The organism is Pseudomonas sp. PDM09, assembly GCF_014852305.1.
GTDB lineage: Bacteria > Pseudomonadota > Gammaproteobacteria > Pseudomonadales > Pseudomonadaceae > Aquipseudomonas.
On the sequence record NZ_JACVBI010000014.1, the window covers coordinates 21,985 to 48,093 of the forward strand.

Here is a 26,109-nt window from a genome sequence, read left to right on the forward strand (position 1 = left end):
CGAAAAAGCGGGATTATTCAGCCGGCGGAACGTAGCCTTCAGCCTTGGCGTATTCCTCGCCGGAAAAGAACTTGTCCATCTCGCCCTGCAGATATTTGCGGTCTTCGGCGTTCATCATGTTCAGGCGTTTTTCGTTGATCAGCAGGGTCTGGTGTTTCTGCCAGTCGGCCCAGGCCTTGGCCGAGACGTGGTCAAAAATGTCCTGACCTTTTGCACCCGGAAATGGAGCGCGCTCCAGGGCGGGCAATTCTTCTTTGTACTTGCGGCACATGATGGTGCGGGTCATGACGACTCTCCTGCGTTCAATACGGCGGCCGCGCGTTCGAGCAAGGTTTTGACCGGGGCGGCAAGGCCCAGGCGCGGCGGGGTGGCGAGGTTATACCAGAGCCAGTCGGCCTCGGCCACGTGATGGCCAGCCTCCTGGACCTGAACCAGCCAGGGTTCGATGGATAACTGAAAGTGGCTGAAGGTGTGTACCAGGCTCGGCAGTGGCTGTTGGTCGCCCAGTTCCAGCGAGTGCTGCGAAGCCAGATGTTGCAGGTCGTCGAGGTCGTCGAGTTCCGGCAGGCTCCAGAGACCGCCCCACAGGCCCGTGGAAGGGCGACGGTAAAGCAGAATTGCCCCTTCACCGTTGGCGAGCATCGGCATCAGCGTGCGCTTCTGTGGCACGGCTTTGCGTGGTTTGGGAATCGGGTAGCGGGTTTCCAGGCCAAGCATGTGCGCCTCGCAGCCCTTTTCCAGCGGGCAGAGCAGGCAGCTCGGTTTGCTGCGGGTGCAGAGCGTGGCGCCCAGGTCCATCATCGCCTGGGTGTAGGCGTTGACCCGATCATGTGGCGTAAAGCGCTCAGCGTTGGCCCACAGCTGTTTGGCAACCTTGGGCTCGCCCGGATAACCCTCTTGCGCGGTAAAGCGCGCCAGCACCCGTTTGACGTTGCCATCGAGGATCGGCGCCCGCAGGCCCATGCTCAGGCTGGCAATCGCGCCAGCGGTGGACAGGCCGATACCCGGCAGATCTGTGAGCTTTTCCACATCACGGGGAAACTCGCCCCCATATTCGGCAACGATAATCTTCGCGGTCTTCTGCAAGTTGCGCGCGCGGGTGTAATAACCGAGACCGGTCCACAGGTGCAGCACTTCGTCTTCCGGCGCAGCGGCCAGGGCTTCGACCGTCGGCAGCGAGGCCATGAAACGGTCGAAGTAGTTCAGCACAGTGCTGACCTGGGTTTGCTGCAACATGATTTCCGAGACCCACACCCGGTAAGGGGTGATGCCCTGCTGCCAAGGCAAATCGTGGCGGCCGTGGCGGTCGTACCAATCCAGCACCGCCGTTGAAAACTGCTCGGCTTTCATCGCTTGAACAGCCCCTTGAGCGCGTTTTTCAGTTCCGGGCTGACTTTATCGCCAAGCTTCTCGTCGATTTTTTCGCTGATCCGCTCGCCAGCCAGTTTGCTCGCGACTTGTCCCATGCGTTCGTTGTCGACGCGGCAAGCCTTGGCACCCAGTTCCAGCGGGCCACGGCAGCGCAGTGGCCACTCGATACCGATGAAGCGCTCGCTGACCTGACAGGCAGGATCCGGCATATCGCTCTTGTCGCCTTCGACGATCACGCCGACGCGGTAATCCATGCCCAGCACTCGCAGGTCGATGTCGCCGTTACCGTTGACGGTCATGCCCGGGATGCGCACTTTCAGGTCCTGGTTACTGGCCACGCCGTTGTGGAAAATCAGGTTGCCCTTGAGCTCCTCGAACGGTGTGTCCTTGCCCCGTGGCTCGCCGGTGAGGGTTTTGCGATTCAGGGTGGCGATGCCTTTGCACAGTTGCTGCTCAAGATTGGCATTGAGCAGTACGCCATTGTTGATAACGAAACTGGCATTGCCATTGAGGTTATCGATCAGCACGCTCTGGCTATTGCCGCTGCTGGTCAGCGCGCTATCGAGCGTAACCAGGCCTTGAACCGGGGGATTTTTTCCCTGGCTTTCGAGGATTTTTTCTACAGGCACTTTGCTGATGCGCGTCTGCATGTTCAGCGCCGGCACTTGCTGGCGCACGTCCAGGGTACCTTTGGCTTCGAAGTTGCCGTCGTACAGGTCGCCGCGCAGGTTCTCCAGCGTCAGCAGGCCGCCAAGGCCTGTGGCCTTGAGGGCAGCGTTCTGAATCGGCAGTTTGTCGAGGGTCAGCTGGCCGAAGGTCAGGTCGGCGTTCACATCGAGTTTGCTCAGACGCTCCACCGGCAACAGACGTTCGGTGCTCCACGGGCCTTTGGTCGGTGAGGGTGGCAGCGGTGAGCTGCCTGCGCCGGCCATGGCCTCATTCTCGGTGTTGGCCACTTCAGCCTGACGCACCTGTTTCGCGCTGTTGGCTTCGGCGGATTTTGGTGGCAAGTAACGATCGACGTTGAAGGTGTCAGCCTTGAGGTTCAGTCGCAGCGATTGCTTGGCGAAGTCCTCGACAGCAATGCGGCCGCTGAAAGTGCTGTCGTCGAGTTTCAGGTTGAGGTTATCGAGGGACAAACTGGTCGGCGTGCCGGCAACCTGGCTGGCCAGCTCGACTTTGCTCAGGCTGCCTTCGGCCATCGCCGGGAGTTTCTGGCCGATGCTGTCGACGAATTTCGCCAGATCGAACTGGGCAATCGACAGGCCGCCGCTGATTTGCGGGGTCTTGTCCAGGTCGTTGGCCTTCAGTTCACCCAAGGCGCGCAGCTGGTTGGCGGAGATTTTGATGCCGGTCCATTCGGCGACGTTGGCGGCCTTATCCAGCAGCAGCTGACCTTGAGCGGCGAAGGTCATGGTCTTGCCTTGCAGCGGATCGCCTGCGACTTCACCGGAGAGTTTCATGTCTTCGAATTTGTAGCGCTGCAGCGCCCGCTCGAAACGCAACTCGCCGGCCAGCTCGGTCCGCACCCGCAGAACCGGTTGGTTGGTACCGAGGAACGCGGTGAGTTTGACCGGGATGTTGGTCGAGTCATGAACCGGGCCGGTGCTCAGCTGGATGCTTTCGGCGCTGAACTGCTTGCCGGTTTTCTCGTCGCTGTACTCAACGCGGGCGTTGTTGACGGTCAGGCTGTCGATGTCCAGGCGGATCGGCTGGGCCGGTTTTTCTGCCTGAGCGGTAGTCGCTGGCGCAGGTTCGCCGGTGGCGGCGGGCGGCTTGGCCGAGGTGCTCGGGGTGGCAGGCGCCGGGACCTTGCCGATGTCTTCCCAATTGCCGTGGCCATCCTTGTCGCGATTCAGGCGCAGGTTCAGGCCTTCGACGCGCACATCGCTCATCTGGACTTCGCGGCGCAGCAGCGGAATCACGCGGACCGACAGGCCGAGCATCTGCAAGTCGGCGAACGGTTCGGTAGGCTTGGCCAGGGTCGCAACACTGGCTTCGTGCAATTCCAGGCCCAGCCAGGGAAACAGGCTCCAGCCGATATCGCCATTGAGCGTCAGCTCGATGTGGGCCTTGTCGCGGGCAATCTGGCGAATCTCGTCTTTATAGTCGTTGGGATCGAAGAGGTGGGTCAGGGCAAAGCCCAGCGCCACAATGATCAGCAACAGCCCGAGAAGTACCAGACCCAGGATTTTGCCGAACGCTTTCATGGGCGAGTCCTTGTATTAGTCGAATTCGAAATTTAGCCGGGGAGTATAGCGCTCCGAAGTGGCCGACCGGTCAGCGATCACGTCGGGAGCTCATCCAGCGGCACCTTCAGCTTAGCCGCCAGCGCTTGAGCTTCGAGGTGTCCGGCGGGTGCCAACAGCCGCAATGTCGCGCCCGATTGCGACGCCATTTTCTGCGCTTCGTTCACCAGACGCTCGGCAACGCCACGGCGACGGGTGATTTTTCGTACGCATAGTTGGGACAGGTGCCAGACATCCTGGTGCCGTTGCAGGCGTGCCGCTCCTAACAGTCGATCATTGAAGCGGCCGGCGATCAGCGAGCCGTCCAGCAGGCAGCTTTCGATCAGCTGCAAATCCCCGGCGAATGGGGCAAACAGCCAGTCCGGAGCATCGCGGTAGATCTTCTGCAGATCTTGCTGATCCTGGTAAGTGGCTTGGTTCAGCAGCTCGACAATGATCGGCATGGCGCCTCCTTTGAAAAGTTAATCCGCGTGAAAATGTATTTTCTCGAGTTGTACGAGAACAGACGACATACAAAAAGGTGATATCAGTTTGGTTTTTCTGTCACCTGCAAATGGTAACCTCTGCCCGTTCGTCCGTCCCTTCTGCGACGTGATGTCGCACCAAAATGGAGCTTCACCTAAAAAAAGTCATGCCTGCGTGCATTAAGACTGGGGGTGAAGTACGGCTGGCGAACAATACTAATAATTGGGGGAAACACCATGACTACGAGCATCACGGCGGACGGCATCAAAGCCGACCAGCCCGCGTTCCTGTCCAAGGAACGCATCATCGCCAGGCCCGGTTTCAACCGTTGGCTGGTACCACCGGCCGCTCTGGCCATCCACCTGTGCATCGGCATGGCTTACGGCTTTTCGGTGTTCTGGTTGCCGTTGTCCAAAGCCCTGGGCGTCACCAAGGCTGTGACTTGCGCGCCGGACATGAGCTTCATCGCTCAGGTCTTTTCGTCTCAATGCGACTGGCCGATCTCGATGCTCGGCTGGATCTACACCCTGTTCTTCATCTTCCTTGGCTGCTCGGCAGCGATCTGGGGCGGCTGGCTGGAACACGCAGGTCCTCGCAAGGCCGGTGTTGTGTCGGCACTGTGCTGGTGTGGCGGTCTGCTGATTTCGGCGCTGGGGGTCTATACCCACCAGATCTGGCTGATGTGGATCGGCTCCGGGGTCATTGGTGGTATCGGCCTGGGGCTGGGTTACATCTCGCCGGTCTCGACCCTGATCAAGTGGTTCCCGGACAAGCGCGGTATGGCCACAGGCATGGCGATCATGGGCTTCGGTGGAGGCGCGATGGTGGGTGCTCCACTGGCAGCAGCGCTGATGGGGCACTTCGCTTCGCCAACCAGCGTGGGCGTATGGCAGAGCTTCCTGGTAATGGCCGCGATCTACTTCGTGTTCATGATCGGAGGCGCGCTGTCCTACCGCGTTCCGCCAACCGGCTGGAAGCCTGAAGGCTGGACTGCTCCGGCAAAAAAAGCCTCGAACGCGATGATCACTCACCGTCACGTGCACGTGAATGTGGCGTGGAAGACCCCGCAATTCCGTCTGGTGTGGCTGGTGTTGTGCCTGAACGTTTCGGCGGGTATCGGTATCCTCGGCATGGCTTCGCCGCTGTTGCAGGAAGTCTTCGCCGGTAAATTGCTCGGCACCGACCAGACGTTTGGTCAGCTGGACGCCGGGCAACTGGCCTCGATCGCAGCGATTGCGGCCGGTTTCACCGGTTTGCTGAGCTTGTTCAACATTGGTGGCCGGTTCTTCTGGGCCTCGTTCTCGGACTACCTGGGTCGCAAGAACACCTACTTTGTATTCTTCGCCCTGGGTTTCGCGCTGTACGCACTGATCCCGAACCTCGGTCATCTGGGCAGCGTCGCGCTGTTCGTGGCGGCGTTCTGCATCATCCTGTCGATGTACGGCGGTGGTTTTGCGACGGTGCCGGCGTATCTGGCTGACCTGTTCGGTACGCAAATGGTCGGCGCGATCCACGGTCGTCTGCTGACGGCGTGGGCGGCGGCGGGTGTGTTGGGGCCGGTGTTGGTGAACTACCTGCGTGAATATCAGCTGAGCATTGGCGTTGAACGCGCTGCGGCATACGACATCACCCTGTACATCCTCGCGGGCCTGCTGGTGCTGGGTTTCATCTGCAACCTGCTGGTGCGTCCGGTGGCCGACAAGTACTTCATGACCGAGGCCGAACTGGCCGCCGAACAAGCGCTGGGCCACGACAAAGGTGCTGACGCCAGCACTGTGCTGGAGTGGAAAGCGGATGCGGGTACCAAGCCTTTGGCAGTGGCTGCATGGCTGGTGGTGGGTATTCCGTTGGCGTGGGGTGTTTGGGTGACGCTGCAGAAAACGGCAGTACTGTTCCACTAAATTCCCTGACTCTGATCGTTCCCACGCTCTGCGTGGGAATGCCTCCCGTGACGCTCCGCGTCACAGTCAGAGCGGACGCGGAGCGTCCAGGGCTGCACTCCCACGCAGAGCGTGGGAGCGATCAGTGGTCTTGGGATGCTTGTACTGACATGTACATCGCTGGTAGCACTGGATTCACTCCGTCAGTCATATCACCTCCCGTGTTTCTGTTTAGCGCCCGCGACCCTATAATGGCTGCCTTTTTCGCCCCAATGATTTTTGCGGAGCTGGTGATGGCCGAACGTATGGCGTCTGTCGAGCGCGACACTCTGGAAACCCAGATCAAAGCCTCGATCAACCTGGATGGCACCGGAAAGGCCCGATTTGATATCGGTGTACCTTTTCTTGAGCACATGCTGGACCAGATCGCCCGTCACGGGCTGATCGACCTGGATATTGTCAGCAAGGGCGACCTGCATATCGACGACCACCACACGGTGGAAGACGTCGGTATCACCTTGGGTCAAGCCTTCACCAAAGCCATCGGCGACAAGAAAGGCATCCGTCGCTACGGCCACGCCTACGTGCCGCTCGATGAAGCGCTGTCGCGTGTGGTGATCGACTTCTCCGGTCGTCCTGGCCTGCAGATGCATGTTCCTTATACCCGCGCGACCGTCGGCGGTTTCGACGTTGACCTGTTCCAGGAATTTTTCCAGGGCTTCGTCAACCACGCCAACGTCACCCTGCACATCGACAATCTGCGTGGGCACAACACCCACCACCAGATCGAGACCGTGTTCAAGGCTTTCGGCCGCGCCCTGCGCATGGCCGTAGAGCTGGATGACCGCATGGCCGGTCAGATGCCGTCGACCAAAGGCGTTCTGTAATGCAGACGGTCGCGGTTATCGATTACGGCATGGGCAACCTGCACTCGGTGGCCAAGGCCCTCGAGCACGTCGGTGCCGGCAAGGTGCTGATCACCAGCGATGCCGATGTGATTCGCGAAGCCGATCGCGTGGTATTTCCCGGCGTCGGTGCGATTCGCGATTGCATGGCGGAGATCCGTCGCCTGGGCTTCGACTCGCTGGTGCGTGAAGTCAGCCAGGACCGTCCGTTCCTCGGCATCTGCGTGGGCATGCAAGCCTTGCTCGACAGCAGCGAAGAGAACGATGGCGTGGACTGCATTGGCCTGTTCCCGGGTCAGGTGAAGTTCTTCGGCAAGGATTTGCACGAAGACGGCGAACACTTGAAAGTGCCGCACATGGGCTGGAACGAAGTGAAGCAGACGGTAGAACACCCGCTGTGGCACAACATTCCGGACCTGGCGCGTTTCTACTTCGTGCACAGCTACTACATCGCTGCCGGCAATGCGCGGCAGGTGGTGGGTAGCGGTCACTACGGTGTCGATTTCGCCGCAGCGCTGGCCGACGGCTCGCGTTTCGCCGTGCAGTTCCACCCTGAGAAGAGCCATACCCATGGCTTGCAATTACTGCAGAACTTCGCGGCGTGGGATGGTCGCTGGTAAATGGCTGCCAAAAAGAAGCCGCCGATCCTGACCCTCACTCCCGAGCAGGAGAACGAGGCCAATCACAAGATCAAACGCTTCATGGAGGATCGCTTCGAGCTGGACCTGGGTTCGTTCGAAGCGGCTGAAATCCTTGAGCTGTTTACCCGCGAAATTGCTCCGCACTATTACAACAGGGCGATTTTCGATGTGCAGACGCACCTCAAAGAGAGGTTCGAAAGCATCGAAAGCGACCTGTGGGCGCTCGAGAAAAACTGATTTCCGAGCCAAGCTGAACACTCGAATTTGAAGGTTTGCCAGATGCTGATTATTCCCGCTATCGATCTTAAAGACGGTGCCTGTGTTCGTCTGCGCCAGGGCCGCATGGAAGATTCCACGGTGTTCTCCGATGACCCGGTGAGCATGGCTGCCAAGTGGGTGGAAGGCGGTTGCCGCCGTCTGCATCTGGTCGACCTGAACGGTGCTTTCGAAGGCCAGCCGGTCAACGGCGAAGTAGTCACCGCCATCGCCAAGCGCTACCCGAACCTGCCGATTCAGATCGGCGGCGGTATCCGCTCGCTGGAAACCATTGAACACTACGTGAAAGCGGGCGTGAGCTACGTGATCATCGGCACCAAAGCCGTGAAAGATCCGGCTTTCGTTGCGCAAGCCTGCCGCGCGTTCCCGGGCAAAGTGATCGTCGGTCTGGATGCCAAAGACGGTTTTGTCGCCACCGACGGCTGGGCTGAAATCAGCACCATTCAGGTGATCGACCTGGCCAGGCAATTCGAGGCCGACGGCGTGTCCGCGATCGTTTATACCGACATCGCCAAAGACGGCATGATGCAGGGCTGCAACGTTTCGTACACCGCCGCTTTGGCCGCGGCGACGAAGATTCCGGTGATCGCTTCCGGCGGTATCCACAATCTGGGTGACATCAAGTCGCTGCTCGACGCCAAGGCGCCAGGCATCATCGGCGCCATCACCGGCCGGGCGATCTACGAAGGCACCCTCGATGTCGCGCAAGCGCAAGCTTTCTGCGATTCGTACAAAGGCTGAGGACTCACCATGGCGCTGGCCAAACGCATCATCCCTTGCCTGGACGTGGATAACGGCCGGGTGGTCAAGGGCGTCAAGTTCGAGAATATTCGCGACGCCGGCGACCCGGTGGAAATCGCCCGTCGTTACGACGAGCAAGGTGCCGACGAGATTACCTTTCTCGACATCACCGCCAGCGTCGACGGTCGCGACACCACGCTGCATACCGTCGAACGCATGGCCAGCCAGGTGTTCATCCCGCTGACCGTTGGCGGCGGCGTGCGTACCGTGCAGGACATCCGTAACTTGCTCAATGCCGGTGCGGACAAGGTCTCGATCAACACCGCAGCAGTGTTCAACCCGGAATTCGTCGGCGAAGCGGCCCAGCATTTCGGCTCGCAGTGCATCGTCGTCGCCATCGACGCGAAGAAAGTGTCCGGTCCGGGCGAAACCCCGCGCTGGGAAATCTTCACCCATGGCGGTCGCAAGCCAACCGGCCTTGACGCCGTTGAGTGGGCGAAGAAGATGGAAGGCTTGGGGGCCGGCGAAATCTTGCTGACCAGCATGGACCAGGACGGCATGAAAAACGGCTTCGACCTGGGTGTCACCCGCGCCATCAGTGATGCGCTGGGGATTCCGGTGATCGCGTCCGGCGGTGTTGGCAACTTGCAGCACTTGGCCGACGGCATCCTCGAAGGCCACGCCAGTGCGGTGCTGGCGGCGAGTATTTTCCACTTCGGCGAATACACCGTGCAGGAAGCCAAGGCTTACATGGCTCATCGCGGCATCGTGATGCGTTAAACAGGCCAGTGGACAGTATGGCGGGCTCAAGGCACTCTTGGGCACGCCATGGATTCCGGTAGCCCGACATGCTTAAACGTCTTCTTCTTGTCCTCGCCAGCGCTTCTCTGTTGTTGTTCATCAACGGAGTTCACGCCGAAGAAAATCCCGGCACCGGTCTGGTGTTGCTGACGGAAAACTTCCCGCCGTACAACATGGCGAAGAACGGCAAGAATTTTGCTCAGGACGAGAATATCAATGGCATCGCCGTGGATATCGTCCGCGAGATGTTCAAACGCGCCGACATTACCTACAGCCTGACACTGCGTTTCCCTTGGGAGCGAATCTACAAACTCGCCCTGGAAAAACCTGGCTATGGCGTGTTCGTGATGGCACGGTTGCCGGACCGCGAGAAACTCTTCAAGTGGGTCGGCCCTATCGGCCCGGACGACTGGATCCTGCTGGCCAAGGCCGATAGCAAGATCACCCTCGAGTCGCTGGAGCAGGCGCGCAAATACAAGATCGGCGCCTACAAGGGCGATGCGATTGCCGAGACACTGGCCAAGCAAGGATTGAAACCGATTGTTGTGCTGCGGGATCAGGACAATGCAAAAAAACTGGTCAACGGCCAGATTGATCTGTGGGCCACGGGTGACCCGGCAGGCCGCTACCTGGCGCGCCAGGAAGGCGTGAACGGGCTCAAGACCGTGCTGCGCTTCAACAGCGCCGAGCTCTACCTGGCGCTGAACAAGGACGTGCCGGACGAAACCGTCGCCAAGCTGCAAGCCGCGCTGGATCAACTGCGCAAGGAAGGCATTGTTGATGACATCATGGGGCGCTATCTGTAGCCATTACCTCGATGGGGTCTGAAACGCAGCGTCCGGCGTCGCGCTCAAGTACATGGCACTTGTAAACACGTTATTCAATGTCGCCCTTGTCAGCTGCTGTTCCCGTGAGGTGACACCGATAATACAGAGCGCATAGGCGCCGCTTTGTGGCCCGATTTCAGTATTGATGTAAGCATCTTCAGCGCTGATGGCGGCGCTATAGTTGCGTGGCGCCTGACAATCCCGAGCGTTATGGACCGTTTTGTAGCGGTAGAAGGGCGCCTCGAGGGAGAACCTGAAGTCCCACGTAGGCAATACGATCTGCTCATCCGCATTTTGCGTTCTATAAACGTATGACTTGAGCTTCCAGGGCTCCATGACAGTCAGTTCGACCGGCTCCAACGAACACTGCGCCCCATCGCGGGTAAAAACACCGTCAATAAAGCACTTGTGCAGGAAGTTGGCCGAGTAGCTGTAGTTGAAACGGGCGGCCTTGCAAGACGTCGAGTGTTCACAATCGGGCGGCGCCGGGGTATTGCGCGAGATCCCGACTTTACTGACGATGCCGGTGATTTCATTGGTGCGGCGGTTCAGCATCGGGCTACCGGAGCTGCCAGCGTGAAGATCGCAGCTGTTTTTCATGGCCAAAGGGAAAACCCCGGGGTGATCGATAAACGTTCCGGCGGTTTGTTCAGCACAGGCGCTCAATCGAAGCCCCTGTTCGGTAAAGCCGCCCGGCGCGCCAACGTTAAGCGCATTCTGACTTTCGTAGGTTTGATGGGAGGCCAGCTTGAGCGGGTTGATCCCGGCCTGTATCAGCGACGCCAATGTTGCGTCTACCTCCAGTACTGCAAGATCGGTCCCGACCAGACTGCTCCATCGGGCAGTTCGGATGGCGTATTGGCGCTTACGCTGTGGTACGTCATGAAAGTAGCGGAAGGTGACGCTGGCTTTCAAAGGCAGATTGGTCCGCGCCGAACCGTACCCAAAGAATACGCAATGACCGCTGGTGAGCAGGTAAGCAGGGCCGGTGGCCCGGCCTTGCCTGTTTCGCGTATCCAGTAGAACGGCGCTGCAAGTCTCGCCCGAGTGGAGACTGAGTCGTCCCACGCCGCTCCAGATTTCATAAAAATGTTTGCTGTTTTGCAGTGCCCTTGACGGTGAGTCGTTGATAGCGCCTTCGCCCAGGTCGCGGGCCTGCACGGCGGAAATAGCCAGCAGGCCAATCAGGCCGGTGAAGCAAAACAAGCTGAGATATTTCATGTCCATTCCTTGGTGATGAAATTCGGGGTGAGCGCTATCGTGGCACGCGTCTGTGTGCCGACAGGTATAAATAGTTATCGCGAAATGGAGTGGGCTGCGAGCAATTACCGGGCGGTCGGGAGGCGGTACTGGCCATCCTTGCCATGTGCCGCCGTCGCGCGATTGCCACGCACGCTGATCATTTGTTGGATATCGATCCAGTCAATGCCCTGAGCCTTGAGCTTGGGCAATTCACGTTCAAGCACCGCCAATGTCTGCGGATACGGATGCCCGATCATCACCGCAGAACCCTGCTTGCGCGCCAGGCTGATAGCCGTTTGTAGCTGAGTGAAAATCGCGGCTTCAGTGGGCTCGTCATCGAGGAACACATCCCGCGAAACGCTCGCCAAACCGATCTTCTGCGCCTCGGCGGCGGCCACGGTTTGTGCACTGGTGCGGCTGTCGACGAAGAACTTGTGTCGACGCTGCAAGTCGGCCATCAGCCAGGCCATGGCCGGTTGCTGGGCGGTCATGCGGCTGCCCATGTGGTTGTTGATACCAGCGGTATACGGCACAGCCTTGAACGCCGCGTTCAAGCGCTTCTCGAGTTCTTCGATGGGCAACTCGGGATGCCAGGCGAACGGCCCGGTGGCCGGGGCCATGGGCATGTGCAGGATGACGATCTTGCCGGCGCGATGTGCTTCGCGGGCGAACTCGGTGGCGTGGGGGGTGTCGGGCATGATTGCCGCAGTGACCGGGCCGGGCAGCGCCAGCACGCGGCGATCCTGAAGCAGGTTCTGCCCCAGGTCATCGATGATCAGGCTCAGATAAGCCTTCGCCGGTGTGGCCGCCATCGTGGCAGGCGCCGCGTGAGCGACACCCGCCAGACAACACAGCAGACCGAGGAGCAATCGCAGGCGCATCTCAGCGGCCGGAGGTGATGCTCAGCCCTTTGAGCAGGCTCAGGGCCTGGGCCAACTGGTAATCGTCATCCTGCGGCATGGCCTTGGCTTTGCCACCGGAACCGGTCGGTTTATCGGCGCCGCCGTTGCCATTGCCCAAGTGACCTTGCAGATCGGCTTCCTTGAAGTATTCGCCGTCCTGCTCGTTGGTGATCTTGGCCCTGCGCACTTCGATGTCCGGGACGATGCCCTGAGCCTGGATCGAGCGGCCGTTCGGCGTGTAGTACAGCGCCGTGGTGATTTTCAGTGCGCGCTCGTTGTTCAGCGGCAACACGGTCTGCACCGAGCCTTTGCCGAAACTGGTGGTGCCCATGACCACGGCGCGTTTCTGATCCTGCAGGGCGCCGGCAACAATTTCCGAGGCCGAGGCACTGCCGCCGTTGATCAGCACGACCATTGGCACGGCTTCGCTTTCGTCCTTGCCGGTGGCGGAGAAGCGCAATTCGGAGTTGGCGATACGGCCCTTGGTGTAGACGATCAGGCCTTTGGTGATGAAATGGTCGACCACTTCCACCGCCGATTGCAGCACGCCGCCCGGGTTGTTACGCAGGTCGAGGACGATGCCGCTGAGCTTCTTGCCGTTGTCCTTGCGCAGCTTGACCAGGGCCTTGGAGACCTCTTCGCCGGTCTTGACCTGGAACTGGGTGATGCGGATGTAGCCGTAGCCGGATTCCAGCAGCTGGCTCTTCACGCTCTTCACTTGAATGATGGCGCGGACCAGGGTCACGTCGAACGGCGCACCGCCATCGCGTACCAGGGTCAGGGTGATCTTCTGGCCGATCTTGCCGCGCATCTTGTCGATGGCTTCGGTCATGCTTTGGCCGCGAGTCGGCTGGCCGTTGATCTTGACGATGAAGTCGCCGGCCTGAATGCCAGCCTTGGAGGCCGGGGTGTCATCGATGGGCGAAACCACTTTGATGAAACCGTCTTCGGCGCCGACTTCGATGCCCAGGCCGCCGAATTCGCCGCTGGTGCTTTCCTGCAATTCAGCGAAGTCTTCCGGGCCGAGGTACGCGGAGTGCGGGTCGAGGTTGCTGAGCATGCCTTTGATGGCGTTTTCGAGCAGGGTCTTGTCGTCCACCGGTTCCACATAGGCGGCCTTGATCCGGTCCATGACTTCGGCAAAAGTGCGCAACTCGTCCAGCGGCAATGGCGCCTTGGTGGTCGCAGCAGTGCCTGCAGGTGCGACCACCGGGGCAGGCTCAGCGGCAAACGCCAACGGTGCGCCGATGACCAGGGCAATCGTCAGGGCCAGCGAGGTAAGGCGGGACAAATACAGCATGTCGAACGAACTCCTAATGTAGGTGACTCAACGCCTATCCTTGCGCGCGACACCATTGCGCTGGATCACTTGGGTGACCCTGCTGACGAATAGCGAAATACAGCGCTGGTGTGTCCTGCCCGCCACTGCTACCGACAGTGGAGATGGACTCACCGGCTTTTACCACGTCACCCGCAGACTTGAGCAGCGTCTGGTTGTGACCGTAAAGACTCAAAAAACCGTTGCCGTGGTCGAGGATCACCAGCAACCCGGCGCCTCGTAACCAATCGGCAAACACCACGCGGCCGCCGTGAACGGCATGCACCTGGCTGCCGGCGGAGGCGCTGATCATCACGCCGTCCCATTTGGTGCGGGCATCGTCACCACGGCTTTCACCGAAGCGCGCCAGCAGTCGACCATCAACCGGCCATGGAAGTTTGCCGCGGGTGGAAGCAAAGGGGCCGCCAAAGGTTTCGCCTGAACTTGAAACCAATGCGCCGGGTGTCGATTTAACAGTTTTGCGTGGGGCGTCAGTGGCATCTGCTTCAGCCTGAGCCTCACGTAAACGCTTTTTTTCGGCTTCCTGCTGGGCGATCAGCGCTTTTTGCCGCGCCTCTTCTGCCTCTCGGGCCTGACGGGCCAAGGTTTCTTCGATGGTTTTAAGGACTTTAGACAGGTCCGCCTGATCCTGCTCGCGCGCCGCCAGTTTCTGATCGCGGGCCTTCACGTCGTCGCTGAGTTTGGCCAGGACTTGCTGGCGCTCCTTGCGGACCTTGTCGAGTTCGTCGCGCTGGCTGTCGAGGCTGCTTTTCTGCACCAGCAATTGCGCCTGCTGCATGGCGATGTCTTTTTCGACATTGGCGAGTTGGCGCAGGGTTTCGTTGAAATTCTTCAGCTGCTCCAGGCGGGCCTGGCTCAGATAGTCGTAATAGGTGAGGGTGCGAGCGAATTTTTCCGGGTTCTGCTGGTTGAGCAGCAGCTTGAGGTATTCCTGACGCCCATTCTGATAGGCCGCGCGGGCCTGGATGGCGATCAGTCGTTGCTGTTCAATGCGCGCGCTCTGGAGTTTTTTTTTCTCGGCATCGAGTCGCTGCAGCTCGGATTCGCTTTTCTTCAGCTCTTTTTGCAGGGCTTCGACCTGCTTCTCGAGCTTGCCTATCTCGGTTTCGGTGCCCTTGAGGTCTTTTTGCACCCCGGATTTTTCTTCCTGGAGTTTACCCAGCAATTTTTTCAGCTCGGCAATGTCCTGACGCGTGGCGTCCAACTGTTGTTGGGTTTGCGTGCGCTCGTCGGCAAAGGCCGGTTGAAGCAGGCAAGTCAGGGCAAGGGCTATCAGGACGCGAAGCATAGAGGCGGGCGACACCAGGGAAAGGGACGGCCTAGTATGCCCGCCAAGCGCAGCAAAAAAAATGCCCAATTGGGGCTGTGTGATAACTGGACAGAAAAACACCGCAAAACCAATGTGGGAGCGGGCTTGCTCGCGAATGCGGTGTGTCAGGCAGCGTTGATGTCGACTGATACACCGCATTCGCGAGCAAGCCCGCTCCCACAGGGTTTTGGCGGTTTTTGATAGGGCGGGTTACACCAGAATCGAAGTCCCGGTCATTTCCACAGGTTTCTCAAGCCCCAGCAACATCAGCATGGTTGGTGCCACATCCGCCAGCACGCCGCCGTCGCGGACCTTGAAGTCGCGCTTGCCGACATAGATGAACGGCACCGGCTCGGTGGTATGCGCAGTGTGCGCCTGGCCAGTGGATGCGTCGGACATTTGCTCGACGTTGCCATGGTCAGCGGTAATCAGGGCTTCGCCGCCGACTTTTTCCAGCGCATCGACGATACGGCCGACGCACAGGTCCAGGCATTCAACCGCTTTGACTGCCGCATCGAACACACCGCTATGGCCGACCATGTCGCCGTTGGCGTAGTTGACCACGATCACGTCGTAACGCTGGTTTTCGATGGCGTCGACGATGCGGTCGGTGACTTCCGGGGCGCTCATCTCGGGCTGCAAGTCATAGGTAGCGACTTTCGGCGACGGGATCAGGATGCGTTCTTCGCCCGGGAACGGTTCTTCGCGACCGCCGGAGAAGAAGAAAGTCACGTGGGCGTACTTCTCGGTTTCGGCGATGCGCAGCTGCGTCTTGCCGTTTTTCGCCAGGTAATCGCCCAGCACGTTGTCCAGGCTGCTCGCGGCGAACGCCGACGGCGCGGGGATGCTGGCGGCGTATTGGGTCAGCATGACGAAACCGGCCAGTTTTGGCTGGCGAGCGCGTTCGAATTCCTTGAAATCGTCTTCGACGAACACGCGGGTCAGCTCGCGAGCGCGGTCGGCGCGGAAGTTCATGAAGATTACGGCGTCGCCGTCTTCGACTTTCACCGGTTCACCGATGCTGGTGGCTTTGACGAATTCGTCGCTCTCGCCACGCTCGTACGCGGCTTGCAGGCCTTCCTGTGCGGTGGCGGCGTTGAATTCGCTGGCGCCATCGACAATCAGGTTGTAGGCCTGGGACACGCGATCCCAACGGTTGTCGCGGTCCATGGCGTAGTAACGGCCAATGATGCTGGCGATCCGGCCTTTGCCGAGGGCTTCGAAGGTCGCGTCCAGCAACTCGATCGACGACTGAGCGCTTTTCGGTGGCGTATCACGGCCATCAAGGAACGCGTGCAGGTAGATTTTCTCGGCGCCGCGCTTGTAGGCCAGTTCAGCCATGGCGACCAGGTGATCCTGGTGGCTGTGAACGCCGCCTTCGGACAGCAGGCCCATGAAGTGCACGGCTTTGCCGGCAGCAACGGCTTTATCCACCGCGGCGCAGATGGTCGGGTTCTCGAAGAACTCGCCGTCACGGATCGCTTTGGTCACACGGGTGAAGTCCTGATACACCACCCGGCCGGCGCCAAGGTTCATGTGTCCGACTTCGGAGTTGCCCATCTGGCCGTCCGGCAAGCCGACGTCCATGCCGCTGCCCGAAATCAGGCCGTTCGGTACGGTAGCCCACAGGCGGTCCAGTACGGGCTTCTTCGCCGCATAGATGGCGTTGGATTCAGGGCTCTCACTGTGACCGAAGCCGTCGAGAATAATCAGGACCAAAGGTTTAGGCGTGGTAGTCATGGATTCCACTCGTGGCTGAATTAAAAGAGGGCGATGGAAAAGGGAGTAGGAGTTTAAAGCGAAGTTCCGACGCCGTCACCGCCGGACGGGGTTTGGCCCACCATAGTGGCTGTGTATACTGGCCGACATTTTAACGCCCTGGAACCTCCTTCGATGGTTGCTCACCTGATTGAATTTGCCACTAACCACTATTTGCTCGTCGGTATCTTCGTCGTACTGCTGGCGTTGCTGATCGCTTATCAGATGCAAGGCGGCGGCCGCAGCCTGAGCACCGGTGAACTGACCGGGCTGGTCAACAAGGACGCGGGCGTTGTGATCGACATTCGTTCGACCAAGGATTTCACCGCTGGTCACATTGTTGGCGCGTTGAACATTCCTCACGACAAACTGACCGCTCGCGTCGGCGAACTGGAAAAGCACAAGGCCAAGACCATCATCCTGGTCGACGCCATGGGCCAGACTGCCGGCACTCATGCCCGCGAACTGATGAAAGCCGGCTTCACCGCCGCCAAGCTGTCTGGCGGTATTTCCAGCTGGAAAGCCGACAATCTGCCGCTGGTGAAGTGATATGAACAACGTCGTCGTCTATTCCAGCGATTACTGCCCTTATTGCTCGCGAGCCAAGTACCTGCTCGAGAACAAAGGCGTAGCCTTCGAAGAGATCAAGGTCGATGGCAAGCCGCAGGTGCGTGCCACGATGGCTCAGAAAGCCGGACGAACGTCCGTGCCACAGATCTGGATCGGCAACACCCACGTTGGCGGCTGTGATGATTTGTTTGCCCTGGAGCGCGCCGGCAAGCTCGACGCCCTGCTCAAGGCCTGACTGCCTTACTTGAAATAGCCAACCCTACAAGACCCGAGATCAGAAAGGATCTGAGATGACTGACCAACAGAACACTGCAGCTAGCGAAGAAGAAACCGCACCGCAATTCTCCTTGCAGCGCATCTACGTACGCGACTTGTCCTTCGAAGCCCCGAAAAGCCCGGCGATCTTTCGCCAGCAGTGGGAGCCGAGCGTCGGTCTGGATCTGAACACTCGCCAGAAGGCTCTGGAAGGCGACTTCCACGAAGTCGTGCTGACTCTGTCGGTCACCGTGAAAAACGGTGAAGAAGTGGCGTTCATCGCTGAAGTTCAACAGGCCGGGATCTTCCTGATCAAGAACCTGGACGATGCTTCGATGAGCCACACCCTCGGCGCGTTCTGCCCGAACATCCTGTTCCCGTACGCTCGCGAAACCCTGGACAGCCTGGTGACCCGCGGTTCGTTCCCGGCCCTGATGCTGGCCCCGGTGAACTTCGACGCGCTGTACGCACAAGAGCTGCAACGTATGCAGGCGGCTGGCGAGACTCCGACCGTTCAGTAAGCGGTCTGTGCGTCAAAGCAAGTCCAATGTGGGAGCGGGCTTGCTCGCGAAAGCGGTGTAACAGTCAACGAAGATGTTGAATGTTATGGCCCCTTCGCGAGCAAGCCCGCTCCCACATTTGTTATGCGGTGTTACTTGAACCCGAGTTGACGCCAGCCTTCGTAAACCGCGACGGCCACGGTGTTGGACAGGTTCAGGCTGCGACAGCCTTCGCGCATCGGCAGGCGCAGGCGTTGTTCGCTAGGCAGGGCATCGAGCACTTCAGCCGGCAAGCCACGACTTTCCGGGCCGAACAGGAAGGCATCGCCCTCGGCGAAGCTGGCGTCGTGAAAGGGCCGCGAGCCCTTGGTGGTAAAGGCGAACAGCCGGGGATGGCCGAGGCTTTCCAGACAGCTGGCGAGGTCTGCGTGGCGTTGCAGGGTGGCATACTCATGGTAATCGAGGCCGGCCCGGCGCAGACGCTTGTCGTCCATCTCGAAGCCCAGCGGTTCGATCAAATGCAGGTGGCAGCCACTGTTGGCGCACAGCCTGATAACGTTGCCGGTATTCGGCGGAATTTCTGGTTGGAAAAGGATGACGTGAAACATGCACGGCTCCGAAGGTAAAGATGACGGGCATTCTACGCCGCCAAAGGACCCTCGTTCGAAACTATTCCCTCGGGTGATGGCTTCGTTGGCGATTGTCGGGGTGATGGTGGGCCTGATGATCGGTCGCCTGACCGCGCCCGACCCCAGCGTTTTGCAGCAGGTCGAGGTGACGAACGATGGACTGGTGGTGTGGTTCAACAACGAACCCAAAACCCACGGCGAGCTGGTCGACGGCAGCGTGGCGCTGTTGTTCGAGGCGCAAGGCCGTGCACAGAAAGGTCAGCTCAAGCTCAACGGTAAGGACGTGAACTGGCGAACGCGTTTGAGTGATGGGGGATTGTTGCTGACGGTGGTGGCGGCCCGGCCGCTGCAGGGCGAGTGGGCCGGTAGCGAGGTCGATGACCGCTGGCGGCTGGAGATCCATCTCCGAGAGCAATAAAAGAGGGAATCCCCGGCCTGCCTGTACCAAGGTTCCCAAAACGGGAGGGCTCGCGCATTGCGGTGTGAGCCCGGTGTAAAGAGGGAATCCCCGGCCTGCCTGTACCAAGGACCCCAAAACGGGATGGGCTCGTCGCAATTGCGGTATGAGCCCGGTGTAAAGAGGGGAATCCCCGGCCTGCCTGTACCAAGGTCCCCGAAACTGGGTAGTGAATCGAATCACTGATTGGACTATTGCAGGGGGCGTGCCAGTTTTTAACAAGTTGCAACAGAAAGCTGCCCAGCAGCGCTGGAAGCCCCGTAATTCGGGGCTTTTGTGTTTCTACGTTATGGTTTTTCTTGCAGATGGAGGCGGGGTTTTGGATAGGTTGTCGTGCTCGATTGCGGTTCATGGTGCATTCAGTCGGTGCACTATGGCTCCAAAAGCATCGCGAGCAGGCTCGCTCTCACAGGGTTCAATGGTGTTCACAGAATAGTGAACACACTGAAAATCCACTGTGGGAGCGAGCCTGCTCGCGATTGGATCTGACAGTCAGCAGAAAACTAAAGCCTGACTAGCCCTCATCCCCCTCATCATCATCCCCACCATCAACTTTCATCCCCAATTCCTTGATCTTGCGCGTCAAGGTATTGCGGCCCCAACCCAGCAACACGGCAGCGTCGCGGCGGCGGCCGGCGGTGTGTTTGAGGGCGGTCTCGATCATGATCCGCTCGAAGGCCGGCACGGCGCTGTCGAGCAGACTCGACTGACCGCGAGCGAGCGCCTGATCAGCCCACTGACGCAACGCTTGCTCCCAATTGGTCACCGGTGCCGAATCCTGCGGCAGGCTCAGCAGCTCTGGCGGCAGATCGCTGATGTGCACTTCGCGACCCGAAGCCATCACCGTGATCCAGCGGCAGGTGTTCTCCAGCTGACGCACGTTGCCTGGCCACGGCAGATTCTTCAGGTATTCCTCGGTTTCGCTTTTCAGCAGCTTCGGTTCCACTGCCAGTTCTTGCGCGGCGCGGCTGAGGAAATGCTTGGCCAAGGTCGGGATGTCTTCGCGACGGTCCGACAGCCGTGGAATGTGGATGCGGATCACGTTGAGGCGATGGAACAAGTCCTCACGGAATTTTCCGGCATGCACCAGGGTTTCCAGATTCTGGTGAGTCGCGGCGATGATTCGCACATCGACCTTCACCGGCACATGACCGCCGACACGGTAGAACTCGCCATCCGCCAATACCCGCAGCAAGCGCGTCTGGGTGTCCGCTGGCATGTCGCCGATTTCATCGAGGAACAGTGTGCCGCCGTCAGCCTGTTCAAAACGCCCGCGACGCAGGTTGGCCGCGCCGGTAAACGCGCCTTTCTCATGGCCGAACAGCTCGGATTCCATCAGATCCTTGGGAATCGCCGCCATGTTCAGCGCAATGAACGGCGAGGCCGCCCGTGGGCTGTGACGGTGCAGGGCGTGGGCCACCAGTTCTTTACCGGTACCGGATTCGCCATTGATCAGCACGGTGATGTTGGAGTGGCTCAAGCGGCCGATGGCGCGAAACACTTCCTGCATCGCCGGCGCTTCGCCGATGATTTCTGGCGTACGGGTCAGGGCGACCGGGACTTCCAGGCCTTGCTGTTCCTGAGCGTGCTGGTTGGCGCGCTTGACCAGTGAAACCGCTTCGTCGACATCGAACGGCTTGGGCAGGTATTCGAACGCGCCGCCCTGATAGGACGCGACAGCGCTGTCCAGATCGGAGTGCGCGGTCATGATGATGACCGGCAGTCGTGGGTGCTGTTCGCGAATCCGTGCCAGAAGGTCCAGGCCGCTGGCACCCGGCATGCGGATGTCGGAGATGATCACGTCCGGCTGCTGGCGCGCCAGGCGGCTCATCACGCCGTCGGCGCTGTCGAAGCTTTGCGTGGTCATGCCTTCCTGCTGCAAGGCTTTTTCCAGGACCCAACGGATAGAACGGTCGTCATCGACGATCCACACGGTTTCACTACGGCTCATGTCGATGTGGCTCCTTGTTCCAGTGGCAGAAAGATCGAGAACGTGGTGTGGCCTGGATGGCTTTCACATTCGATCAGGCCCTGGTGCTGGCTGATGATGTTCTGGGTAATGGCCAGGCCCAGCCCGGTACCGTCCGGACGGCCGCTGACCATGGGAAAGAAGATGGTTTCCTGCAGCTCGGCGGGGATCCCCGGGCCGTTGTCGATGATTTCGATTTTGGTCACCAGGCGGTGGCGCACGTGACCGATGGTGAACTGGCGCATGGCGCGGGTACGCAAGCTGATGCGGCCAAGGCGCAGCTCGTTCTGGCTACTGATGGCCTGCATCGCGTTGCGCACAATGTTCAGGACGGCCTGAATCATCTGTTCGCGATCGATCAACACATCCGGAATGCTTGGGTCGTAGTCACGCACCAAAGTGATGCAGCCCTGACTTTCGGCCTCTACCAGCTGACCCACGCGCTCCAGCACTTCATGGACATTGCACATGGCCAGTGACGGCAATTTGTTGGAGCCGAGCATGCGATCCACCAGATTGCGCAGGCGATCGGCTTCTTCAATGATGACGTTGGTGTAATCGCGCAGGCTTTCTTCCGGCAATTCACGGGCGAGCAACTGAGCCGCGCCACGAATCCCGCCGAGCGGATTTTTGATTTCATGGGCGAGGCCGCGTACCAGCATCTTGCTGGTCTCCTGCTTCGACAGCTGCGCCTCTTCCTTGGTGATCCGCAACAAGCGGTCACGCGGGTGAACCTCCAGCAACAGCAGCGTATTGCCATTGCTCAGGATCGGTGTCACGGCGTAGTCGACGGTCAGGGTCTGGCCGGTGAGGGCGGTGAGCATCGCTTCGCGCTTGGTGAACGGGTGCGCCTGCTGGACTGCCTGGCGCAGGGAGTTCAGCGCCTCGGTGGATTCGGTGAACAACTCGCTGATGAACTGCCCATGGCTACGCTGGCCGCTGATGGCCAGCAGCATCTCCGCCGCCGGGTTCATGTACTCAAGGCGCAGTTCGGCGTCGAGCAGAATGGTTGCGGTGGTCAGGTTGTCGAGTAGCAAGCGGTGTAGTGCGTCGCTAATGGTCATCAGGACCTCTTTTGGAGCGGAGCGCGCGCAAGAAACAAGCGCCGATACGGGGAAAATGCAAAAACCAAACCAAGGCTCCGAAAAGAAGCGTTTAGAGCCTGAAACAGGCGTTTGACGCTCGTTTGCGTGGCGTTCTGCCAGCTTTTGCGGGTACTTTCGAACCAAAATGGGTTGTGTTGTGAGTACTGTGCACTCTATTGCACCAATATAGTGCGCAAACCTGAACGAAGTAAAAGAAGCGTCAACGGAACCTGTGGGAGCGAGCTTGCTCGCGAAAGCGGTATATCAGGTGACATCAATGTTGGTGTGCCGCCCTCTTCGCGAGCAAGCCCGCTCCCACATGGGATTGCGCTTAACTGACTGGCATCAGCGCCAGAAGAAGCTCTTTTCTTCTTCGGGTTTGTCTTTGAGGGGGCATTCCGGCCGTTCGCCGTAGTCGGTAAGGACGCAGGGTTTGACCTGACGTTTCTGCGCGAGGGAAATGCGCTGCATGTGGAAGGGTTGATTGGCCGTGCGTTCGACGGTACGGCCCTGTTCGTCGAGGATTTCCACCGACAGGTTGTGGCTGCCGCGGTCGATGTTGCTCAGGGCGAACACCGGACTCGGGCCGGGCTCGGCGGTGGGTTGGCCATCCAGCAGCAGGCGATAGCGATGGCCCTGTTGCAGGCCGGGTTCGCTGGTAACGCTGACGATCAATTCACCGGCAGTGCTACGGATCGTGGCATCCGGGTCCGGCACCAGCACACGAAGCATGTCGTAATGAAACAGTGGATTGGCTTTCGTGGCCGTCATTGGCGCGGTGCTGCTCGGGTTGGCCGACATCCGATTGCTGGTCGCCAGTGGTACACGCTTGGCATTACGGGTGCCCGGCTGATCGGTGAAGACCCGATTGCCCTGGGCGTCGATGTAGGTGAAAACCTCGGCCATTGCCGGCAGGCTGATCAGGCATGCGACCAACAGCCAGCACCTCAAGGCTTATGCACCCGTTGTACGGTGAAGGTCACGGTGGGGCTCTGCTGCACCACGTTTTGCCCATCGATCACCTGAACCGCGAGGCGGTGCTCGCCACGGTCGATGTTCACCAGTTGCAGAATCGGGACGTTGCTCGGTTGGCCGTAGGGTTGATCGTCCAGTAACAGCCTCAATCGATGAGAGCCTTGCAAGCGCGGTTGGATCAATACGCTAACCGTGAACGTGCCATTGTTGGCGCGCAAGGCTTCTTCGGTGGGCAGACCGGTCAGCTCCAGCACCTGATAGGCGCTGCCGGGCTGTTCGCGGCTACTGGATTGCGCAGGCGCTACAGGCTCGCTCGGAGGTTGAAGCTCGACGCTGTTGAGCGGTGGCAACTCCACGGGCCGAGCCTTTACGCCATCGGGCGGTTGATTGCTGTACGCGGTGTTGCCGTTGGCGTCGGTGTATTTGTAGATCTGCGCGGCGGCGGGCAGGGCGATCAGCACAAGCAGGCATAACAACAATGAGCGCATTGCAGGCTTCCATTGGCCGTTGGGCAAGTGTCCGGCCCTGTTCCGTTCATGGCGATAAGCGCTGAGCATAGAGCACTTCAGCGCACATCGGCAGGTCGGCTCAGCGGCTGGCGCTGCACAACTCAGCGGTAGCGCGTACCTGGGCAAGCTCGCGCAATGGCGCGTGGGCGCTGTCTTTATTGGCCTTGGCCAGCCAGGACGGGCACTGCGGGTCGTTGCGATAAGGGCTGAAATCGGCCAGTTGTTGCAGCAGGCGTTTTTGTAACTGATCAAGTTGCGGGCGGATCTGCCCGATGAGATCGGGGCGAGGATCATTGGGCGCCTTGCCTTGGGCATGCCAGTCAGACAGGTGCGCGTATTGCACCAGTTTGTTGGCCTCGATCTGCGCCGAGAAGAACTGTTCGACGGCTTCGTTGCTCAATTTATAGGCAGGTGCCAGAGCGACAGCACCGGCAATGACTTCGCGCTCGCGCTGCCGGTCTTCGACCGGTTTGCCGCTGTCCCATTTGCTCAGCGCGACCTGATCGGCAATCGCCAGGCGTTCTTCGATGGTGCCAAGCAACGGGGCGAGGGCGGCAGGTGCCGGGCTGGCAAAAGCGCTGTTGGCCAGCAGGGCGGTGAGCAGGGCAAGGCATGGACGTAGGCGCATGGGGCATCTCGGCTTTATCGGATGAAGGCCATGATGCACGCAACCGGGCATCCGACGACAGACGGTCGCCCATAAAAAAGGCCTCCCGAAGGAGGCCTCTCTTTTGTCACGCCGCGTAGCGCGGCGCTACCGGATCAGCAGCTGTAGTACAGCTCATATTCCAGTGGGTGTACGAAGGTACGAACCTTGATTTCTTCTTCGCTTTTCAGAGCGATGTAAGCGTCGATGAAGTCGTCGCTGAAGACGCCGCCTTTGGTCAGGAACGCACGACCTTTGTCCAGCTCTTCCAGGGCTTCTTTCAGGCTGCCGCAAACTTGTGGGATCTCTTTCGCCTCTTCAGGCGGCAGGTCGTACAGGTTTTTGTCAGCTGCGTCGCCAGGGTGGATCTTGTTCTGGATGCCGTCCAGGCCAGCCATCAACAGTGCAGCGAAGCCCAGGTACGGGTTAGCTGCCGGATCCGGGAAGCGAGCTTCGATACGGCGAGCGCGAGGGCTGGACACGTAAGGAATACGGATCGAAGCCGAACGGTTACGAGCCGAGTAAGCCAGCATCACTGGCGCTTCGAAACCTGGGACCAGACGCTTGTAGGAGTTGGTCGACGGGTTGGTGAAGCCGTTCAGAGCCTTACCGTGCTTGATGATGCCGCCGATGAAGTACAGAGCGGTATCGGACAGGCCGGCATAGCCTTCGCCAGCGAAGGTGTTCTTGCCATCTTTGGCGATGGACAGGTGAACGTGCATACCCGAACCGTTGTCGCCGTACAGAGGCTTAGGCATGAAGGTCGCGGTGCGGCCGTATGCATCAGCAACGTTGTGTACGCAGTACTTCAGGGTCTGAACTTCGTCAGCCTTGGCAACCAGGGTGTTGAACTTCACGCCGATTTCGTTCTGACCGGCAGTCGCCACTTCGTGGTGGTGAACTTCGATGACCAGGCCCATTTCTTCCATGGCGTTGCACATGGAGGTACGGATTTCGTGGTCGTGGTCGAACGGCGGAACAGGGAAGTAGCCGCCTTTGACGCCTGGACGGTGGCCTTTGTTGCCGCCTTCCACGTCCTGGTCGGACATCCACGAACCTTGTTCGGAGAAGATTTTGAACATCGAACCGGAGATGTCGGACTTGAACTTCACTTCGTCGAAGATGAAGAATTCAGGCTCTGGACCAACGAATACGGTGTCGCCGATACCGGTCGACTTCAGGTATTCCTCGGCACGCTTGGCGATCGCACGTGGGTCACGGTCGTAGCCTTGCATGGTCGAAGGCTCGATCACGTCGCAAACCAGGATCAGGGTCGGCTCTTCGGTGAACGGGTCGAGAACGGCAGTGCTGTCGTCCGGCATCAGGATCATGTCGGAAGCTTCGATGCCTTTCCAGCCAGCGATGGAGGAACCGTCGAACATTTTGCCTTCTTCGAAGAAAGCTTCATCCAGCCCATCGCGAGCCGGCATGGTCACGTGGTGCTGAGTGCCTTTTGTGTCCGTGAAGCGCAGATCAATCCACTTGACGTCATGATCTTTGATGAGTTGAACCGACTTCGACATAGTGTCCTCCGGGTGGCTTCGGGCTTAGTAGTGGATGCCCTTAGAATGTGGGTGATGCCGGCGCGAATACTCTGCCAAGGCAACCTGCCTCACAAGGGAGCAAATTGCATGCCAGTGCCCCACCATGGGTTTTTTGCCCCAATATCACGCTTATAAAGGTGCAAAGCCTCGAAAAGCGCCAAACCTCGCCCTGTAATGTAGCGTCGAATTCCATAAATGACCTGTTTTGGTGCGCACAAAACCTTCTGCACATTAACTGGTTAAACCTTGAGCAATTTCCGCTAT

Annotated in this window: 27 protein-coding genes; 11 read left to right on the forward strand and 16 right to left on the reverse strand. The window is 59.5% G+C overall.

Annotated elements, in window-relative coordinates; translation table 11 throughout:
* Nucleotides 1-13: 13 nt before the first annotated feature.
* From IB250_RS27115 to IB250_RS27130, 4 genes are all read right to left on the reverse strand, one after another.
* A complete protein-coding gene (locus tag IB250_RS27115) occupies nucleotides 14-286 on the reverse strand; it encodes an oxidative damage protection protein (protein ID WP_007897448.1) in 273 nt (90 codons plus the stop codon).
* Nucleotides 283-1,350 carry an A/G-specific adenine glycosylase gene (gene mutY / locus IB250_RS27120; RefSeq protein WP_192346655.1) on the reverse strand — a complete coding sequence of 356 codons (1,068 nt, stop codon included), beginning with the start codon at nucleotides 1,348-1,350 and terminating at the stop codon, nucleotides 283-285. Before mutY ends, IB250_RS27115 begins: the two co-directional genes overlap by 4 nt.
* Entirely contained in the window at nucleotides 1,347-3,581 is a 2,235-nt protein-coding gene (locus IB250_RS27125) for an AsmA family protein (RefSeq protein ID WP_192346657.1), read from the reverse strand. The genes mutY and IB250_RS27125 overlap by 4 nt, the downstream gene beginning before the upstream one ends.
* 77 nt (nucleotides 3,582-3,658) lie before the next feature.
* Nucleotides 3,659-4,063: an acetyl-CoA sensor PanZ family protein gene (locus IB250_RS27130; protein WP_192346659.1), complete on the reverse strand. Its 405-nt coding sequence runs from the start codon at nucleotides 4,061-4,063 to the stop codon at nucleotides 3,659-3,661.
* A 258-nt stretch (nucleotides 4,064-4,321) separates the two neighbouring features.
* Between IB250_RS27130 and IB250_RS27135 the strand changes: the two genes are divergently transcribed.
* From IB250_RS27135 to IB250_RS27165, 7 genes are all read left to right on the forward strand, one after another.
* Nucleotides 4,322-5,986, forward strand: coding sequence for an OFA family MFS transporter (locus IB250_RS27135; protein ID WP_192346661.1), 1,665 nt, complete (start codon nucleotides 4,322-4,324; stop codon nucleotides 5,984-5,986).
* A gap of 272 nt (nucleotides 5,987-6,258) precedes the next feature.
* Nucleotides 6,259-6,852 (forward strand): imidazoleglycerol-phosphate dehydratase HisB, encoded by a 594-nt coding sequence (gene hisB, locus IB250_RS27140; RefSeq protein WP_007939452.1) that lies wholly within the window; start codon nucleotides 6,259-6,261, stop codon nucleotides 6,850-6,852.
* Nucleotides 6,852-7,490: an imidazole glycerol phosphate synthase subunit HisH gene (hisH, locus tag IB250_RS27145; protein WP_123500044.1), complete on the forward strand. Its 639-nt coding sequence runs from the start codon at nucleotides 6,852-6,854 to the stop codon at nucleotides 7,488-7,490. The genes hisB and hisH overlap by 1 nt, the downstream gene beginning before the upstream one ends.
* A complete protein-coding gene (locus IB250_RS27150; RefSeq protein WP_046045558.1) occupies nucleotides 7,491-7,748 on the forward strand; it encodes a DUF2164 domain-containing protein in 258 nt (85 codons plus the stop codon).
* A 42-nt stretch (nucleotides 7,749-7,790) separates the two neighbouring features.
* On the forward strand, nucleotides 7,791-8,528 hold the full coding sequence (hisA, locus tag IB250_RS27155; protein WP_192346663.1) for a 1-(5-phosphoribosyl)-5-[(5-phosphoribosylamino)methylideneamino]imidazole-4-carboxamide isomerase: 738 nt from the start codon (nucleotides 7,791-7,793) through the stop codon (nucleotides 8,526-8,528).
* A gap of 9 nt (nucleotides 8,529-8,537) precedes the next feature.
* Nucleotides 8,538-9,308, forward strand: a complete 771-nt coding sequence (hisF, locus tag IB250_RS27160) for an imidazole glycerol phosphate synthase subunit HisF (RefSeq protein ID WP_007897430.1) — start codon at nucleotides 8,538-8,540, stop codon at nucleotides 9,306-9,308.
* Nucleotides 9,309-9,376: 68 nt separating this feature from the next.
* Nucleotides 9,377-10,135, forward strand: a complete 759-nt coding sequence (locus IB250_RS27165; RefSeq protein WP_192346666.1) for a substrate-binding periplasmic protein — start codon at nucleotides 9,377-9,379, stop codon at nucleotides 10,133-10,135.
* A gap of 3 nt (nucleotides 10,136-10,138) precedes the next feature.
* Here the strand turns inward: IB250_RS27165 and IB250_RS27170 are convergent, their stop codons facing one another.
* The 5 genes from IB250_RS27170 to gpmI form a co-directional block, all read right to left on the reverse strand.
* Nucleotides 10,139-11,377, reverse strand: a complete 1,239-nt coding sequence (locus IB250_RS27170; RefSeq protein ID WP_192346668.1) for a trypsin-like serine peptidase — start codon at nucleotides 11,375-11,377, stop codon at nucleotides 10,139-10,141.
* Between the two features lie 104 nt (nucleotides 11,378-11,481).
* Nucleotides 11,482-12,279, reverse strand: a complete 798-nt coding sequence (locus IB250_RS27175) for a divergent polysaccharide deacetylase family protein (RefSeq protein ID WP_192346670.1) — start codon at nucleotides 12,277-12,279, stop codon at nucleotides 11,482-11,484.
* 1 nt (nucleotide 12,280) lies between these two features.
* Nucleotides 12,281-13,600 (reverse strand): S41 family peptidase, encoded by a 1,320-nt coding sequence (locus tag IB250_RS27180; protein ID WP_192346672.1) that lies wholly within the window; start codon nucleotides 13,598-13,600, stop codon nucleotides 12,281-12,283.
* 34 nt (nucleotides 13,601-13,634) lie between these two features.
* Nucleotides 13,635-14,927 (reverse strand): murein hydrolase activator EnvC family protein, encoded by a 1,293-nt coding sequence (locus tag IB250_RS27185; RefSeq protein ID WP_192346673.1) that lies wholly within the window; start codon nucleotides 14,925-14,927, stop codon nucleotides 13,635-13,637.
* A 231-nt stretch (nucleotides 14,928-15,158) separates the two neighbouring features.
* The gene (gene gpmI, locus IB250_RS27190; protein WP_192346675.1) at nucleotides 15,159-16,688 is read right to left on the reverse strand and encodes a 2,3-bisphosphoglycerate-independent phosphoglycerate mutase; all 1,530 of its coding nucleotides are present in this window, start codon (nucleotides 16,686-16,688) and stop codon (nucleotides 15,159-15,161) included.
* Between the two features lie 153 nt (nucleotides 16,689-16,841).
* On the opposite strand from gpmI, the gene IB250_RS27195 reads away from it, so the two are divergent.
* The 3 genes from IB250_RS27195 to secB are packed head-to-tail and all read left to right on the forward strand — an operon-like array spanning nucleotide 16,842 to nucleotide 18,052.
* Complete coding sequence (locus IB250_RS27195) at nucleotides 16,842-17,255, forward strand: rhodanese-like domain-containing protein (protein WP_007897412.1); 414 nt, start codon at nucleotides 16,842-16,844, stop codon at nucleotides 17,253-17,255.
* A gap of 1 nt (nucleotide 17,256) precedes the next feature.
* On the forward strand, nucleotides 17,257-17,511 hold the full coding sequence (grxC, locus tag IB250_RS27200; RefSeq protein WP_192346677.1) for a glutaredoxin 3: 255 nt from the start codon (nucleotides 17,257-17,259) through the stop codon (nucleotides 17,509-17,511).
* Between the two features lie 55 nt (nucleotides 17,512-17,566).
* Nucleotides 17,567-18,052, forward strand: coding sequence for a protein-export chaperone SecB (gene secB, locus IB250_RS27205; protein ID WP_007897410.1), 486 nt, complete (start codon nucleotides 17,567-17,569; stop codon nucleotides 18,050-18,052).
* 131 nt (nucleotides 18,053-18,183) lie between these two features.
* On the opposite strand, the gene IB250_RS27210 is transcribed toward secB, so the two are convergent.
* Nucleotides 18,184-18,639, reverse strand: coding sequence for a tRNA (cytidine(34)-2'-O)-methyltransferase (locus IB250_RS27210; protein ID WP_008068783.1), 456 nt, complete (start codon nucleotides 18,637-18,639; stop codon nucleotides 18,184-18,186).
* On the opposite strand from IB250_RS27210, the gene IB250_RS27215 reads away from it, so the two are divergent.
* Nucleotides 18,638-19,078 (forward strand): hypothetical protein, encoded by a 441-nt coding sequence (locus IB250_RS27215; protein ID WP_192346679.1) that lies wholly within the window; start codon nucleotides 18,638-18,640, stop codon nucleotides 19,076-19,078. The two genes, IB250_RS27210 and IB250_RS27215, sit on opposite strands and share 2 nt — an antisense overlap.
* 553 nt (nucleotides 19,079-19,631) lie before the next feature.
* Here the strand turns inward: IB250_RS27215 and ntrC are convergent.
* The 6 genes from ntrC to glnA form a co-directional block, all read right to left on the reverse strand.
* Nucleotides 19,632-21,068, reverse strand: a complete 1,437-nt coding sequence (gene ntrC, locus IB250_RS27220) for a nitrogen regulation protein NR(I) (RefSeq protein ID WP_007897405.1) — start codon at nucleotides 21,066-21,068, stop codon at nucleotides 19,632-19,634.
* On the reverse strand, nucleotides 21,065-22,150 hold the full coding sequence (gene glnL / locus IB250_RS27225) for a nitrogen regulation protein NR(II) (RefSeq protein WP_008068785.1): 1,086 nt from the start codon (nucleotides 22,148-22,150) through the stop codon (nucleotides 21,065-21,067). The genes ntrC and glnL overlap by 4 nt, the downstream gene beginning before the upstream one ends.
* A gap of 366 nt (nucleotides 22,151-22,516) precedes the next feature.
* Nucleotides 22,517-23,122: a DUF4124 domain-containing protein gene (locus tag IB250_RS27230; RefSeq protein ID WP_318652704.1), complete on the reverse strand. Its 606-nt coding sequence runs from the start codon at nucleotides 23,120-23,122 to the stop codon at nucleotides 22,517-22,519.
* The gene (locus IB250_RS27235; protein WP_192346683.1) at nucleotides 23,119-23,634 is read right to left on the reverse strand and encodes a DUF4124 domain-containing protein; all 516 of its coding nucleotides are present in this window, start codon (nucleotides 23,632-23,634) and stop codon (nucleotides 23,119-23,121) included. Before IB250_RS27235 ends, IB250_RS27230 begins: the two co-directional genes overlap by 4 nt.
* 100 nt (nucleotides 23,635-23,734) lie before the next feature.
* Nucleotides 23,735-24,283, reverse strand: coding sequence for a chorismate mutase (locus IB250_RS27240; protein ID WP_192346685.1), 549 nt, complete (start codon nucleotides 24,281-24,283; stop codon nucleotides 23,735-23,737).
* A 134-nt stretch (nucleotides 24,284-24,417) separates the two neighbouring features.
* A complete protein-coding gene (glnA, locus tag IB250_RS27245; RefSeq protein ID WP_007907861.1) occupies nucleotides 24,418-25,824 on the reverse strand; it encodes a glutamate--ammonia ligase in 1,407 nt (468 codons plus the stop codon).
* Between the last annotated feature and the right edge of the window lie 285 nt (nucleotides 25,825-26,109).